12 protein-coding genes are annotated in these 15,173 nt (G+C 73.1%); 6 read left to right on the forward strand and 6 right to left on the reverse strand.

All coding sequences use genetic code 11. From position 1 onward, the window contains the following. Nucleotides 1–3 precede the first annotated feature (3 nt). Nucleotides 4–480, reverse strand: coding sequence for a dUTP diphosphatase (dut, locus tag ACZ466_RS06145; RefSeq protein WP_378284277.1), 477 nt, complete (start codon nucleotides 478–480; stop codon nucleotides 4–6). Nucleotides 481–694: 214 nt separating this feature from the next. Here dut and ACZ466_RS06150 point away from each other — a divergent pair, with 214 nt between their 5' ends. From ACZ466_RS06150 to ACZ466_RS06160, 3 genes are all read left to right on the forward strand, one after another. Continuing rightward, nucleotides 695–1,030: a DUF6412 domain-containing protein gene (locus ACZ466_RS06150; protein ID WP_378284278.1), complete on the forward strand. Its 336-nt coding sequence runs from the start codon at nucleotides 695–697 to the stop codon at nucleotides 1,028–1,030. After that, nucleotides 993–1,679, forward strand: a complete 687-nt coding sequence (locus tag ACZ466_RS06155) for a YidC/Oxa1 family membrane protein insertase (RefSeq protein ID WP_378284279.1) — start codon at nucleotides 993–995, stop codon at nucleotides 1,677–1,679. Before ACZ466_RS06150 ends, ACZ466_RS06155 begins: the two co-directional genes overlap by 38 nt. Before the next feature lie 124 nt (nucleotides 1,680–1,803). Further along, the gene (locus tag ACZ466_RS06160; protein WP_378284280.1) at nucleotides 1,804–3,105 is read left to right on the forward strand and encodes a cytochrome P450; all 1,302 of its coding nucleotides are present in this window, start codon (nucleotides 1,804–1,806) and stop codon (nucleotides 3,103–3,105) included. A gap of 13 nt (nucleotides 3,106–3,118) precedes the next feature. Here ACZ466_RS06160 and ACZ466_RS06165 read toward each other — a convergent pair whose 3' ends face one another. The 3 genes from ACZ466_RS06165 to valS form a co-directional block, all read right to left on the reverse strand. After that, on the reverse strand, nucleotides 3,119–4,243 hold the full coding sequence (locus ACZ466_RS06165; protein WP_378284281.1) for an acyl-CoA dehydrogenase family protein: 1,125 nt from the start codon (nucleotides 4,241–4,243) through the stop codon (nucleotides 3,119–3,121). Further along, on the reverse strand, nucleotides 4,240–5,427 hold the full coding sequence (locus ACZ466_RS06170) for an acyl-CoA dehydrogenase family protein (protein ID WP_378284282.1): 1,188 nt from the start codon (nucleotides 5,425–5,427) through the stop codon (nucleotides 4,240–4,242). Before ACZ466_RS06170 ends, ACZ466_RS06165 begins: the two co-directional genes overlap by 4 nt. Nucleotides 5,428–5,575: 148 nt before the next feature. Further along, the gene (gene valS / locus ACZ466_RS06175) at nucleotides 5,576–8,125 is read right to left on the reverse strand and encodes a valine--tRNA ligase (protein WP_378284284.1); all 2,550 of its coding nucleotides are present in this window, start codon (nucleotides 8,123–8,125) and stop codon (nucleotides 5,576–5,578) included. A gap of 128 nt (nucleotides 8,126–8,253) precedes the next feature. On the opposite strand from valS, the gene ACZ466_RS06180 reads away from it, so the two are divergent. Beyond that, nucleotides 8,254–8,541, forward strand: a complete 288-nt coding sequence (locus ACZ466_RS06180; RefSeq protein WP_378284285.1) for a DUF4235 domain-containing protein — start codon at nucleotides 8,254–8,256, stop codon at nucleotides 8,539–8,541. A 264-nt stretch (nucleotides 8,542–8,805) separates the two neighbouring features. On the opposite strand, the gene ACZ466_RS06185 is transcribed toward ACZ466_RS06180, so the two are convergent. Then, a complete protein-coding gene (locus ACZ466_RS06185; RefSeq protein WP_464042982.1) occupies nucleotides 8,806–9,708 on the reverse strand; it encodes a hypothetical protein in 903 nt (300 codons plus the stop codon). A gap of 12 nt (nucleotides 9,709–9,720) precedes the next feature. Then, nucleotides 9,721–10,017 carry a DUF4193 domain-containing protein gene (locus tag ACZ466_RS06190; protein WP_117404125.1) on the reverse strand — a complete coding sequence of 99 codons (297 nt, stop codon included), beginning with the start codon at nucleotides 10,015–10,017 and terminating at the stop codon, nucleotides 9,721–9,723. A 537-nt stretch (nucleotides 10,018–10,554) separates the two neighbouring features. Between ACZ466_RS06190 and ACZ466_RS06195 the strand changes: the two genes are divergently transcribed. Both ACZ466_RS06195 and ACZ466_RS06200 read left to right on the forward strand, forming a co-directional pair. Then, nucleotides 10,555–12,240 carry a serine/threonine-protein kinase gene (locus ACZ466_RS06195; RefSeq protein ID WP_378284288.1) on the forward strand — a complete coding sequence of 562 codons (1,686 nt, stop codon included), beginning with the start codon at nucleotides 10,555–10,557 and terminating at the stop codon, nucleotides 12,238–12,240. Between the two features lie 71 nt (nucleotides 12,241–12,311). Then, nucleotides 12,312–15,107: an ABC transporter substrate-binding protein gene (locus ACZ466_RS06200; RefSeq protein ID WP_464042985.1), complete on the forward strand. Its 2,796-nt coding sequence runs from the start codon at nucleotides 12,312–12,314 to the stop codon at nucleotides 15,105–15,107. Nucleotides 15,108–15,173 lie beyond the last annotated feature (66 nt).

The raw sequence follows: 15,173 nt of genomic DNA on the forward strand, positions 1-15,173 counted from the left end.
GACTCACGCTCCTTCTTCGCTCTGCCCATTATCGGCGAACCCGCCAGTGGAACCGAACCCGCCGGTGCCGCGCGCGGATCCCGGAAGCTCGGTGACCTCGTGGAAGACCGCGCGCTCCACCCGCTGCACGACCATCTGGGCGATGCGGTCGCCGCGCCGCAGCCGGACGGTGCCGCGGGGGTCGGTGTTCAGCAGGGTCACCTTGATCTCACCCCGGTAGCCGGCATCGACGGTACCGGGAGCGTTCACTATGGTCACCCCCAACCTAGCGCCCAATCCGGAGCGGGGGTGAACGAAGGCGGCGTAGCCGTCGGGCAGCGCGATGGAGATGCCGGTGGGCACGACCGCGCGCTCCCCGGGGGGCAGTTCGACGTCGACGCGGGCGACCAGGTCCGCGCCCGCGTCACCGGCGTGCGCGTAGGACGGGAGGGGCAGTTCGGGGTCCAGCCGGCGGACGAGGACGTCGACCTTGTTCGTCACGGAGTGTCACCTCACGGTCGCGATGGCGGGGACGGCAGTCATGGCTCGCCCTACGGCCACAGAACCGTTCGGACCGGCCAGACCGACCTTACCGATCGTCCCGGCCCGCTCCGTCCAGGCGCGCCCGCGCTCACGGGAAGCCGCGCGCGCTGGAACCCTTGAGCCGGTCCGGGCGTCGATGTGGGTGGATCGATCGCACCGAGGAAGGCCCGCCGTGTTCCTGCTGCCGCTGCTGCTCGCCGTGGCCGACCTCTTCACGGGGCAGAGCACGGCGGCGAGCCTGGCGGCGCTGACGATCGCGGGCCTGCTGCTGCTGGCCGCGCGCCTCGTCGTACGGCGCGGCCGGCGCGCCTTCCCCGCGGGCGTCCGCACCACCCTGCGCGAGCGTACGCTCCGCACGGCCTTCCTGTCCCAGCGCGACCCCGACGCGGCGGGGCGCCCCCGTCCCAGAGCCCCCGGGCTGGAGATCACGACCGTCCCGTCGATCTCCTCCTCGTCCCGGAAGGCTCCTCATGTTCCTGCTCGACGTCCCCGTCTCCATCACGCATGACCTGGTCGGCTCGCTGGCCGGCGCGCTCGACCCGGTCGCGGGCGGCCTGGCCGCTCCCGCCGCGATCATCCTGTTCACCGCCGCCGTACGGCTGCTGCTGGTGCCGCTGGCGGTCGCCCAGGCCCGCGGCGAACGGGCCCGGCTGCGGCTCCTCCCCAAGATGCGGGCGCTGCAGAAGAAGCACGCCCGCGACCCCGAACGGCTGCGCCGGGAGATGGCCGGCCTGTACGCGGCCGAGGGGGCGTCGCCGCTCGCCGGGTGCCTGCCCGCCCTGGCGCAGTGGCCGTTCTTCGCCGTCATGTACCAGCTCTTCGTCTCCGCGACCGTGGCCGGCCACCAGAACCTCCTGCTGACGCACACCCTGGCGGGCGTCCCGCTCGGCCAGAACCTGCTCAGCGTCGGGCTGTTCTCCCCGGGCGCCCTGGTGTTCCTCGTGCTGCTCGTCCTGCTGGGCCTGGTGGCGTGGTGGTCGTCGCGGCGGGTGACGGCAGAGGGGCCGATGGGGCGCGTGGCGCGGCTGCTGCCGTTCGGCACGGTGGCGGTCGCGGCGTTCGTCCCGCTGGCGGCGGGCCTCTACCTGCTGACCTCCACGGCGTGGGCGGCGGCGGAGCGGGCGATCCTGCACCGCCGCGTGGTCGCGGCGTCCTGACATTTGGCTCTTGAGGCCCGGCTCTTGAGGCTCGGCGCTTGACGCCGTGGCGGGCGGTGGTTTCGATGGAAACCGAATCGCATTCTGACATTCTGACGATGGATTCCGACCACGGAGGGACGGCATGACGACCCGGACCCACCGCCCGCCCGACGCCGACCTGTCGGACCTGACGTTCTGGTCCCGGCCCCCGGCCGCCCGGGAGCGGGCCTTCGCGACCCTGCGCGAGCTGGACGACCCGCCCTTCTTCCCCGAGCTCAAGCTGCCCCTCATCAAGTCCGGCGCGGGCTACTACGCGCTGGTCCGGCACGCCGACGTGGTGGAGGCCAGCCGCACCCCCGACGTCTTCAGCAGCGAGCCGTGCTCCAACAGCATCGCCGACCTCCCCCGCTACATGGCCCGCTACTTCGGCTCCATGATCAACATGGACGATCCGCGGCACGCCAAGATCCGGCGGATCGTGTCCCGCGCGTTCACCCCGCGGGTGCTGGCCAAGCTGGAGACCGACCTGCAGGCCACCGCGACCCGGATCGTCGACGACCTGCTCGCCCGCGCCCCCGGCGACCGCGCGGGCGGGGACTTCGTCACGGACGTGGCGGCGCGGCTGCCCGTTCAGGTCATCTGCGACATGATGGGCATCCCCGAGGCCGCCCGCCCCATGGTGTACGAGGCGACCAACACCATCCTGGGCCTGGGCGACCCCGAGTACACCGGCGGGCGCGCGTTCGTCCGCGAGCGCATCACCCGCTCCGGCGTCCTGTACGGCCTCGCCCGGGCCATGACCGCCGGGTACGAGCTCAACCACCTGGCCATGAAGCTGGCCCGCCGGCGCCGCCGCGACCCCGGCGACGACCTCGTCTCGGCGCTGGTGGCCGCCGACGTCGACGGCGAGTCCCTCACCGACCAGGAGATCGGCTCCTTCTTCATCCTGCTGGTCGTCGCGGGCAACGAGACCACGCGCAACGCCATGTCGCACGGGCTCAAGCTGCTGACCGACAATCCCGGCCAGCGCGAGCTGCTCCTGGACGACTTCGACGGCCGCGTGGCCGGCGCCGTGGAGGAGATCGTCCGCATGGCCACGCCGGTCATCCAGTTCCGCCGCACGGTGACGCGCGAACACGAGATGAACGGCCATCTCTACCGTCCCGGCGACAAGGTCCTGCTCTTCTACAACTCCGCCAACCGCGACGCGACGGTGTTCGAGGACCCCGGCGTCTTCGACATCACCCGCTCACCGAACCCGCACGTCGGATTCGGCGGCCCCGGACCCCATTTCTGCCTGGGCGCCAATCTCGCCCGCCGCGAGATCACCGTGATGTTCCGGGAACTGTTCACCCGGGTCCCGGAAATCCGCGCGGCGGGCGAGCCGGACCGCCTCTTCTCCAATTTCATCAACGGCATCAAGCACTTGCGCTTCACGTACTGACGGTCACCGCGGATCAGGCGAGCAGGCCGAGGCGCTCGGCCAGCCGGGCGCGGTGGTGCCGCGGCGAGCCCAGCAGGAGCTGGGCGCTCTTGGCGCGCTTGTAGTAGAGATGCGCGTCGTGTTCCCAGGTGAACCCGATGCCGCCGTGCAGGAGCAGGTGGTCCTTGGCGACCTGGAAATAGGCGCGGCCCATGTACGACTGGGCCGTCGCCGCGGCCACGGGCAGTTCCTCCGGGCTCTCGTCGGCGGCCCACGCCGCGTACCGGACGACCGACTCGGCCTGCTCCAGGACGCAGTGCATGTCGGCCAGCCTGTGCTTGACGCCCTGGAACGAGCCGACGAACCGGCCGAACTGCACGCGCAGCTTGGCGTACTCCACGATCGTGTCGAGGCACCGGCGCAGGCCGCCCAGCTGCTCGGCCGCCAGCGCCACGGCGGCCAGGTCCAGCGCCCGCCGGACCGCCTCCCCGGCGTCGCCGGACCCGATCCTGCGGGCCGGGGCGCCGGCGAACTCCACGCGGGCCTGCGGACGGGTCAGGTCGAGCGTGGTCAGCGGCGTGCGCGTGACCCCGGCGGCCCCCGCCTCGACGGCGAAGAGCCCCAGCGGCCCGTCCCCGTCCACGACCTCGTCGGCCAGGACCGCCGCGACCAGGACCAGGTCGGCGTCCGCGCCGTTCAGCACGTGCGGCGCGACACCGTGCAGCGCGTGGCCGCCGCCCTCCGCCGCCCGCGCGCCCGGCGCCTCCTCGCCGGGCACCGGGACCGCGAAGGTCGCCACCGTGCCGCCCGACGCGATCCCGGGCAGCAGCCGCTTGAGGGCCTCCGCGTCGCCGGACTGGAGCAGGACGTTCGCCGCCAGCACCGCCGAGGCGAAGTACGGCGACGGCGTCAGCGCGGCCCCCAGCTCCTCCATGACCACGGCGACCTCGGCGTGCCCGGCGCCGGCCCCGCCGTGCTCCTCGGGGACGGCCAGCCCGGCCAGTCCCAGCTCGCCGGTCAGCCGCTCCCACGTCCGCCGGTCGTAGGGCTCGTCCGACTCGGCGATCGCGCGGACCCGGGCCATCGGCGCGGTGTCGGCCAGGAACGCCCGCACGGACCCCGCCAGCTCGTTCTGCTCCTCGGTGCGGATCAGCCTCACCGGCCCGCCTCCTTCTCCTGCGTGCCGACCTTGAGGTCGCGGAACGGGACGCCGCGGTCCACCTGCGGCTCGCGCGGCAGCCCCAGCACCCGGTCGCCGATGATGTTGCGCATGATCTCGTTGGTGCCGCCGCCCAGCGCCATCCCGGGCGCGAACGACAGCGCGGCGGCGATGCTGCCGCGGCCCTCGGAGGCCACCGCGTCCGGGCCGAGGATCTCGCTCGCGACATCGGCCCCGGTCATGGTGAGCTCGGCCAGCAGCAGCTTGGCGACCGACCCGCGCGCCCCCGGCTGGATCCCCGCCCTGGCCTCCTGCGCGAGCCGGGCGTTGAACAGGTCGAAGGCCCGCTCCGCCAGGTACAGGTCCACGAGCTGGTCGCGGACCGCGGGGTCGGCCGGCAGCCCCCGCTCCCGCGCGGCCTCGGCCATCGCGGCGTACGAGGCGGGCCGCTCGATCCGGGCCGCGCCCGTCCCGATCGAGACCCGCTCGTGCAGCAGCGTCGTCACCGCCGCCGACCAGCCCCCGTTCACCTCGCCCACCACCTGATCGGGGGCGACGCGGACGTCGTCGAAGAAGATCTCGTTGAAGTGCGCGTCCCCGGTCATGTCGCGCAGCGGCCGCACCGTCACGCCCGGGTCGTGCATGTCGATCACGAACATCGTGATGCCCTGGTGCTTGGGCACGTCCGGGTCGGTGCGCGCGATGAGCAGCCCGTAGTCGGCCAGCCGCGCCGCCGACGTCCACACCTTCTGCCCGTTGACGACCCAGGTGTCACCGTCCAGTACGGCGCGGGTCTGCAACGACGCCACGTCCGACCCGGCGCCGGGCTCGGAGAACATCTGGCACCAGATCTCCTCGCCGCGCAGCATCGGCCGGATGTGGCGCCGCTTCTGCTCCTCGGTGCCGATCGAGATCAGCGTCGGCCCGCACATGCCGAGCCCGATGCCGAACGGCGCGATGGGCAGGGTCAGGTCGCGCGCCGCCTCCTGGAAGGCGCGCTCCTCGGCCGCGCTCAGGCCCTGCCCGCCGTACTCCGCCGGCCAGGTGATGCCGGAGTATCCGGCGTCGTACAGCGCGGCCATGAAGGTCTTGGCGGTCGTGAGATCGGCGTCGCGGGGCAGGCCGCGCGCGTTGGCCTCCAACCAGGCGCGGGCCCGCCGGCCGTACTCGTCCAGATCCGTCATGCAGCGCTCCTCCGACCACGACGATCAGTGACCACTTACGCTAATCCCCCGCGCACCCGAATGTCATTCGGTTCAGATGGGCGGGGGATCGCCGGCCGACGGATCGGACGTAACGCAGGAAGCGAAGGAAACGAAGGAAAAGGACGGATCAGGCGAGCGTGACCTCGACGGACAGGCCGTCCGGGGACTCCTCCAGGGACAGTTCGGCGATCCGGCCCGCCGAGACCAGGTCGCCGCGCGCGACCCGGCCGGTCGCGGCACCCCGGACCGCCGCGTGCCGGACGTCGGCGCGCATCGACGCCCTGGCCTCGGACTTGGCCTTGCGGACCTGGCGCAGCACCTCCGCCGTCGCCGCCAGCACCGCCGGATCACCGCCCGCGGGCAGATCGGCCGCCTCCGGCCACGCGGCGCGGTGCACCGAGCCGTCCCGCCACCACGACCAGACCTCCTCGGTCACGAACGGCAGGATCGGCGCGAACAGCCGCAGCAGCGTGGACAGCGCGATGCGCAGCGCGGCCCTGGCCGACCGCGCCTCGGGTCCGTCCCCGTACGCGCGCGCCTTCACCAGTTCCAGGTAGTCGTCGCAGAACTCCCAGAAGAAGCGCTCGGCGCGCTCCAGCGCGCGGGTGTAGTCGTAGCCCTCGAACGCCTCGGTGGCCTCGCCCACGACACCGCCCAGCGCGGCCAGCATCGACAGGTCGAGGGGCTCGGTGACGGCCGCGTCCGGCGCGACCTCCCCCAGCCCCAGGACGAACTTCGACGCGTTCAGGATCTTGATGGCCAGCCGGCGGCCGACCTTGATCTGACCGGTGTCGAACGCGGTGTCGGTGCCGGGACGGCCGCTGGCCGACCAGTACCGGACGGCGTCGGAGCCGTACTCCCGCAGCAGCGCGATCGGCGTGACGACGTTGCCCTTGGACTTGGACATCTTCTTGCGGTCGGGGTCCAGGATCCACCCCGACAGCGCGGTGCCCGTCCACGGCAGCGTCCCGTGCTCCAGATGGGCGCGGACGACCGTGGAGAACAGCCACGTGCGGATGATGTCGTGGGCCTGCGGGCGCAGGTCGTAGGGGAACACGCGGGAGAACAGGTCCGGGTCGCGCTCCCAGCCGCCCGCGATCTGCGGGGTGAGCGAGGAGGTCGCCCAGGTGTCCATCACGTCCGGGTCGCCGGCGAAGCCGTTCGGCTTGCCGCGCTGGTCCTCGGTGAACCCGGGCGGGACGTCCGAGGACGGGTCGACCGGCAGCGCGTCCTCCGCCGGCACGATCGGATCGTCGTGCAGCGGGTCGCCGGAGTCGTCCAGCCGGTACCAGACCGGGATCGGGACGCCGAAGAACCGCTGCCGGGAGATCAGCCAGTCGCCGTTGAGGCCCTCGACCCAGTTCTCGTAGCGGGCCCGCATGTAGGACGGGTGCCAGACCAGCTCGCCGCCCCGCGCCAGCAGCCGCCCGCGCAGGTCGCGGTCGCGCCCGCCGTTGCGGATGTACCACTGCCGGGTGGTGACGATCTCGAGCGGCTTGGTGCCCTTCTCGTAGAACTTCACCGGCCGGACGACCTTGCGCGGCTCGCCGTCCAGGTCGCCGGACTCCCGCAGCAGCTCGACGACCCGCTCCTTGGCCGAGAACAGCGTCCGGCCAGCCAGCTCGTCGTAGGGCCGCGCCGGGACGCCGGGCGGCGGCTCGGCGGCCAGCCGGCCGTCCCAGCCGACGACCGCGCGGGTGGGCAGGTCAAGCTCGCGCCACCAGGTGACGTCGGTGACGTCGCCGAAGGTGCAGATCATCGCGATGCCGGTGCCCTTGCCCGGGTCGGCCAGCCGGTGCGCGAGGACCGGGACCTCGACGCCGAACAGCGGGGTGCGGACGGTCGTGCCGAACAGCTCCCGGTAGCGCTCGTCGTCGGGGTGGGCGACCAGCGCGACGCACGCGGGCAGCAGCTCGGGCCGCGTCGTCTCGATGTAGACCGGCCGGTCGTCCCCCAGGCCCTGCCCCTCCGGGGACGACCCCGGACCCCGGAAACGGAGTTTGTAGAACGCGCCGGGCTGGTCGCGGTCCTCCAGCTCGGCCTGGGCGACGGCGGTGCGGAACGTGACGTCCCACAGCGTCGGCGCCTCGGAGACGTACGCCTCCCCGCGCGCCAGGTTCCGCAGGAACGCGCGCTGCGACGCCGCGCGCGCCTCCTCACCGATCGTGGTGTAGAGGTGGTTCCAGTCGACCGACAGGCCGACCCGGCGCCACATCTCCTCGAACGCCTTCTCGTCGACCTCGGTGAGCCGCTCGCACAGCTCGATGAAGTTGCGCCGGCTGATCGAGATCTGCCGCTTGGGGTCGGGTTTCGCGGGCGGCTCGAACTCCGGGTCGTACGGCAGCGACGGGTCGCAGCGGACGCCGAAGTGGTTCTGCACGCGGCGCTCGGTGGGCAGGCCGTTGTCGTCCCAGCCCATCGGGTAGAAGACCGTGCGGCCGCGCATCCGCTGGAAGCGCGCGACGGTGTCGGTGTGGGTGTAGGAGAAGACGTGGCCGACGTGCAGGGATCCGCTGACCGTGGGCGGCGGGGTGTCGATGGAGTAGACGCGCTCGCGCGGCTGCTCGCGGTCGAAGCGGTAGGTGCCGTCGTCGTCCCAGCGGCGTACCCACTTCTCCTCCAGGCCGTCCAGGGAGGGCTTGGGAGGAACGTTCGGAGTACGCGGCTGTGCTGTCATGCGTCAATGGTATTGACATCCGGACGGGACGCGGCCCGATTGGCGCCGGGGCGGCAGGCATGGCGAAGGTCTTCCGGGGCACGCCATTCCGGTAGCGTCGGTCGGACGCGGACGACGGAAGGACGATCATGGCGGACAGAGGCGACCTGGGCTGGCGGGTGATGGCCGGTGCCGCGGCCTTCGCGGGCGGTTTCGTCGCCAAGAAGGCGATCGCATTCGCCTGGAAGAAGAGCACCGGCAAGGAGCCGCCGACCAATCCCGAGTCGCCCGAGGTCGAGCTGAAAGAGGCGATCGGCTGGGTCGTGGTGATGGGCATCGGCATGGAGCTGGCCCGGTTGCTGGCCACCCGGGCGGCGGCGAAGCAGTGGGCGAAGGGGACCGGGGAACTGCCCTCGCACCTCAAGACCGAGGTCTGAGGCACCCCTTCCCTTCCCGGTCGTGGTCGGTCCCGTACACGCGAAGGGACCGGCCACGATGCCCCCTCGACGGCGGAGCCCCAAAGGACGGGCGCCAAGGGGACGGGCGTCAGGGGCCGGACGGGGAGAGCGGGCCGGGGTCTGCGAAGGCTGGACGGGGACCGGGGCCGGGACCGGACGGCCGGGTGACCATGGCGCGGGCGGGCAGGGGATGAACGCGCCCGCGGCCTGAGCGTCGACCGGTGTCGCGGCCGTTACGGGCGTTTACGTCGGAACTTGCGCGGCTTGCCGGACTCCAGGGCCGGCTTCGGATGCGGCGGCCCGGGCAAGGGATGCGGCCTGGCCAGCGGCGCCGGGGTCAGCAGGTCGGCGGCCAGGTCCTTGCGGACGGCCGCGGCGAGGCCCTTGGTGGCGGTGCGGTTCAGCACGGCGCCGGCGGCGGCCCCCGGTCAGGAACGGCCCGAGCATGGTCATGTTCTTGCCGAACGCGGTCAGCAGCCGCTTGCGCAGGGCCGACTTGGCCGCCGAGCCCAGCGCGCTGGTGAACGAGCCCGCCTCCAGCGGGTTGATGCCGCGCTGACGGGCCCAGGAGGTGACGAACGCGGCGCCCCGCGTGGCGCCCGAGCCGTCGACGCGCACCCCGTACACCTCGTGCAGCTCGGCGATCATCTTGACCTCGATGGCCGCGACCACCAGGGTCTCGGCCGCCAGCTGGGCGGGGGTGGTCAGCAGCAGCGGCGGGGCGGCGAACTGCGCGGCCGCCAGCGTGCCGGCGGCCGCGCCCACGGCGGTGGTGGTGTTGGTCGCCACCCGCACCACGCTGTCGGCCAGCTCCTCGCCGGTCAGCCCGCGGTGGTGCGCGCTGAGGGTCTGCACGTCCCGGACGGGGATGTGCGGCGCCGCCGCGACCATCAGATCGGCCAGCCAGCGCCCCCGCGCGATGCCCACGGCCCCCGCCCTGCGGGCGGACTGGCCCAGCAGCCGGGCCAGCCGCCCCAGCAGGCGGCCGCGGGTCTCGCGGTCCATGTCCTCCCCGCCGGAGAGGCGCCCGATCAGCTCGCCGATCTCGGCGGAGCCGTCGGCGCTCTCCGGCAGGAGGTCACCGTGCCCTTCGTGCTCGTTGTCCGCGCCTCGGTCGTCCTCGTGGCGTTCGAGTTCTCCCGTCACCTGCGGCGCCTCTCAGGCGGCGCATTCGCGGCAGACCGGCTGGCCGTTCTTCTCCGTGGCCAGCTGGCTGCGGTGGTGCACCAGGAAGCAGCGGGTGCAGGTGAACTCGTCGGCCTGGCGCGGGACGACCCGGAAGGTCAGCTCCTCGTTCGACAGGTCGGCGCCCGGCAGCTCGGCCACCTCGCCGGCGTCCAGGTCCTCGTCGATGATGCTCGCGGCCTTGTCGGCCCGCCGGGCCTGGAGCTCCTGGAGGCTGTCCTCGCTGAGGTCGTCGTCCGTCTTACGCGGGCTGTCGTAGTCGGTCGCCATCTTCTATCTCCATCCCCCTCAGTGCTTTATGCGCCCCGTCGCGCGGATCTAACGCACGGGGGGCCGTTCTTGTGCCCGATCCGGGCGGGAAATTCTGTCACGGGCGGTGGCGTGCGACACACGAGGCGCGACGGGTCCCTGTGGTGACACCGATCACCTGGACCCTCTCTCGCCGGTGTGGCGCATGTCACAGAAGCGGACGGCCGTCACGACGTTGATCAGGGCCGAGACGCCCACCCGGGCATCCCGCGGCGGCGGGGATCATACCGGTCCCGGCGGCCTCGTGCGCGCCGACCCGGCCGCGGGTGGCCATCGAGCGGAACCGATCCGGGCGGAGGCGAACCGGACGCCGCGGTGAAACGTCTGAAGTTACGCGATATCGTGCCCGCCTGAGGCGTGAGGAGGCGGCCCCGCGGGCGGGCGGAACCGGCGGAGACCGGCGACCGTCGGGGGACGGCGACAACACCGGATCATTACCAGCTAGTAACCAATACCGAATCATCGCGGGACATCACTGCGGGTCACGGGAGGATCAGAATGCCGGATGCCGCTCCGCTGGAGCCAGGCGATCCCCGGGCACTGGGTCAGTACGAGGTCGTCGGGCGGCTCGGCGCGGGCGGGCAGGGCGCGGTCTTCCTCGGCAAGGCGCCGGGCGGCCAGTACGTCGCCGTCAAACTGCTGCACGCCCAGATGGCGAGCGACCCGGCCGCGCGCGCCCGGTTCACCCGTGAGGTGAACGCGGCGCAGAAGGTCGAGCCGTTCTGCACCGCCCGGGTGTACGAGGCCGACCTGCACGGCGACCAGCCCTACGTCGTCAGCGAGTTCATCGACGGCCCGTCGCTGCACGACGTGGTCGCCCACAACGGCCCGCGCGGGGCCGCCGAGCTGGAGCGGCTGGCGATCGGCACGGTCACCGCCCTGGCCGCCATCCACGAGGCCGGGATCGTCCACCGCGACTTCAAGCCCAACAACGTCATGCTGGCCTCCGACGGGCCGCGGGTGGTCGACTTCGGCATCGCCCGCACGGTCAACTCGCAGGAGAGCGCGGTCACCGCGACCGGCATGGTCGTGGGCACCCCCGGCTACCTGGCACCCGAGCAGCTGACCGGGGCGCCGCTGACGCCCGCGGTCGACATCTTCGCCTGGGGCGCCACGATGGTGTTCGCCGGCACCGGGCAGTCGCCGTTCGAGGCCGACACCCTGCCGGTGATCATCAACCGGATCCTCAACGAGGAGCCGGACCTGTCCGCGCTGCCCCCCGGGCCGCTGCGCGACATGATCGGCCGCTGCCTGTCCAAGGACGCGGGCCTGCGCCCGCCGGCCGCGCAACTGCTGCTGCACCTGCTCGGCTCCGTCGGGGCGGCCCCGTCCAACCCCTCGGCCGGCCAGGAGGACCTGCTCAACCAGGGCACCCGGATCGCCGCGCAGATGCCGGCGCCGCCGCGGGTGCCGCCCGCGCCGCAGCACGCCCCGCCGCCGCAGCCCATCACGCCGCCCCCGATGCCGATGCACCAGGGCCCGGGCCCCAACACCCCGCCGCCGCAGCCGATCACGCCGCCCCCGATGCCGATGTACCAGCAGGGGGCGACGCCACCGCCGCCGATGCCGATGCCGATGCAGCAGGGCGGCATGCCGCCCGGTCCGCGGCCGCCCTACCCGGGGCCGCCGCCGCAGCAGCGGTCCTCGTCCAACGGCCCGGTCATCGCGGGCATCGGGTGCGCCGTGCTGGCGGTCCTGGTGATCGTGGTGATCGTGGTCGTCGCGCTGGCGAGCGGCGGCGATGACGACGACCCGCCCTACACCCTCCCGTCCGTGCCGACGCCGGTCTACACGCCGCCGTCCGACCGCCCGACCAGCGGGTCGAGCGCCTCCGACCGCGGCGTCAGCGGCATCTACAGGGGCACCGGGTTCCAGCCCGGCGCCGGGACGGGCCGTACGAGCTTCCAGGTCCGCTTCGGCATGTTCAACAGCGCCGCCAACGGCACCTACACCTACAGCGACGGCAAGACCTGCCGGACGAGCCTGAGCCTGCTGTCGGGCAGCGAGCAGGCCGGGCGGGCCGAGTACCGGGAGACCCCGTCGGCCGGTCAGGACCCGTCCGAGTGCGCGGCCGGCTACGTCACCTTCAGCAACTTCACCGGCACCACCATGCGCTGGGAGTGGCGGCAGACCCAGGGCTCCGGCTCGGCCGCGGCCTACGGGACCGTGATCGAGACCGGATGATCGAGAACTGATCCAGGGCGGCGACCCGGTGCCGTGAGGCACCGGGTCGCCGCCAGGTTTTGAGGAGAACGATGCCCGAGATCACCCCGCTGCGCGCGGGTGATCCCGATCGGCTGGGGCCGTACCGGCTGATCGGCCTGCTCGGGGAGGGCGGCCAGGGCTCGGTCTTCCTCGGCGAGGAGTCCCCGCCCCCCGGAGACGACGACCTTCCGCCCGAAGACGACACGCCGTCCGGCGGGCGGGTGGCGATCAAGCTGCTGCACGCGCGGCTCAGCGGGGACGCGCGGGCGCGGGCGCGCTTCGCCGCCGAACTGCGGGTGGCGCAGCGCGTCGCGGCCTTCTGCACCGCCCGCATCCTGGACTCCGACGTGGAGGGCGACCGCCCCTACATCGTCAGCGAGTACATCGACGGGCCGCCGCTGTCGCGGGTGCTGGCCGACGAGGGGCCGCGCTCCGGCGCCGACCTGGACCGGCTGGCCATCGGCACCATGACGGCGCTGGCCGCGATCCACCAGGCGGGCGTGGTGCACCGCGACTTCAAGCCGCACAACGTGCTGCTGGCCCCCGACGGCCCGCGCGTCATCGACTTCGGCATCGCCCGTGCGCTGGACGCCACCGGCACGCTGTCCAGCACCGCCGTGGGCACGCCCGCGTACATGGCCCCCGAGCAGATCACCGGCGGCCCGGTCGGGCCGCAGGCGGACATCTTCGCCTGGGGCGCCACGATGATCTACGCGGCGAACGGGCGGCCCGCGTTCGGCCAGGACTCGATCCCCGCGGTCATGCACCGCATCCTCAACTTCCCGCCCGACCTGGGGTCGCTGGGCGAGCCGCTGCGCGGGCTCGTCCAGGCGTGCCTGAACAAGCAGGCGGCGCACCGGCCGTCCTCGCAGCAGGTGCTCATCCACCTGCTGAACCTGGCCGGCAGCCTTCCTCAGGCGGGCGGCGCCGGCGGCGGGACGGGGCCGCGGGCACCGGAGACCGAGCCCGCCGCGATCATCAACCACGGGGCCGAGGTCGTCTCGACCGACACCGGCATCCGGCTCGCCTCCGTGCCGGGCGCGCCCCCTCCGGTCCCGCCGTCCCCGCCCCCACCCGCGCCGGCGCCATTCCCGCAGCCCCAGCCGAACGCCTGGACGCCCGCGACGCCAGGGCCGTACCAGCAGCAGTGGGGCCTGCCGGGCACATGGCCCAACGAAACCGGCGGCCGCAAGAAGCGGGGCATCGGCGTCCTGGCCGGGGCGGGCAGCGCCGCGCTCGTCGCGCTGATCGTGGCCGGCAGCGTCATCGCCGTCCAGCTCCTCGGCGACGACGACGGCGCTCCCGAGCGCGACACGCCCGGAGGCAGGACGGGCGGGCAGCTCAGGATGTCCCTGGACTCCGTCTCGAGCGACAGCACCGGCCTGTCGCCGTCCAACGCCGGGTACGGCACCGAACGGATCGTGGCCAAGCAGCTCTACACCGGGCTGGTCGAAACCGCCCCCGACGGCACGGTCCGCAACCGGCTGGCCACCTCGATCACGCCCGACTCCACCTGCAGGAGCTGGAAGATCGAGGTGCGCACCGGCACGAAGTTCACCGACGGGACGCCGGTGACGCCCGAGTCGTTCGTACGCGGCTGGACCCGTGCCGCGCAGGCCGAGAACGGGCTGGCCTCGCTGCTGATCGGCGGGGTCAGGGGGTTCCAGGACGTCGCGTCCCGCAAGAGCTCCACGATGTCCGGGCTGCGGGCGTACGGGTCGGGCTTCCAGGTCGACCTCGACGGCTCCGACTGCGAGTTCGGGCGGCGGCTGGGCGACCCCCTCCTCTTCCCGGTCCCGGAGAGCGCGGGGGCGCCCGACAACGGCGCCTACAACGACCAGCCCGTCGGCAACGGGCCGTTCAGGGTGGAGTCCTACGTCAAGGACCGCACCGTGACGCTGGTCCGCAACGACGTGTGGGCGTTCGGCAAGGCCAAGCTCGACCGGGTCGTGATCGACCTGTCCTCCGACGCCCTCATCAAGGGGCGGACCGGTTTCCAGGGGCAGCTGTACCAGTGGGCGCCGCTCGACTCCGCGAACCTGGGCGCGTCCCGCGGCGACCGGTCCATGGTCTCCAGGACCACGACGGGCCTCAACTACCTGGTGCCGCTCACGGCGCGCGGGCCGATGGCCTCCGACAAGGCCAGGCTCGCGGTGTCGTACGCCCTCGACCGCGCGGCGCTGAGCAGCGGCCTGTACGGCGGCGCGTACCCGGCAGCGAACGGGATCGTCCCGCCCACCATCGCGGGTTTCGGCAAGCCCGGCACCTGCGCGTCGTGCGACAGGCACGACCCGGCTCGCGCCAGGGCGCTCGCCCAGGAGGCCAAGCTGGGCCCGGGGACCACCGTGCCGCTGTACGTGCGGAACACCGCCACCCACAAGCGCTGGGGCGAGATGGTGGTGGCCCAGCTCAACCGCACGCTCGGCTGGTCGGTGCAGCTGAAGCCGGCCGGCGAGCTCGACCTCCGCGGCTACGCCAGGGAGATCACCTCCAAGGACGCCTCGGGGCTGGCCACCTTCGCCTGGCGGGCCGACTACCCCTCGGCGCACAACCTGATGCGGCCGCTGCTGGCGGGCGACCAGGCCGCCACCGCCGACAACGGCAAGACCAATTTCTCGGGCTGGCGCAACGCCGAGTTCGACCGGATCATGAACGAGGTCCTCGGGATGCCCGACGAGGCCGCCCGCACGAGCCGGCTGCGCGAGGCCGAACGGATCGCCCTCGACCAGATGGCCCTGATCCCGGTCGTCTTCACCGGGAACGCCGCGCTGCGCAGCGACAAGCTGGTGGGCCTGGGCATGGACTACGACGGAGACCCCACGCTGGCCACCGCCGCGTACAAGTGACCGCGGCGGCGCCCAGTGCGGCACGGTGGGCCGGAGGACGGCATGGAAGGCGCTGAAACGTCCCCG

The organism is Actinomadura rugatobispora, from assembly GCF_055379765.1.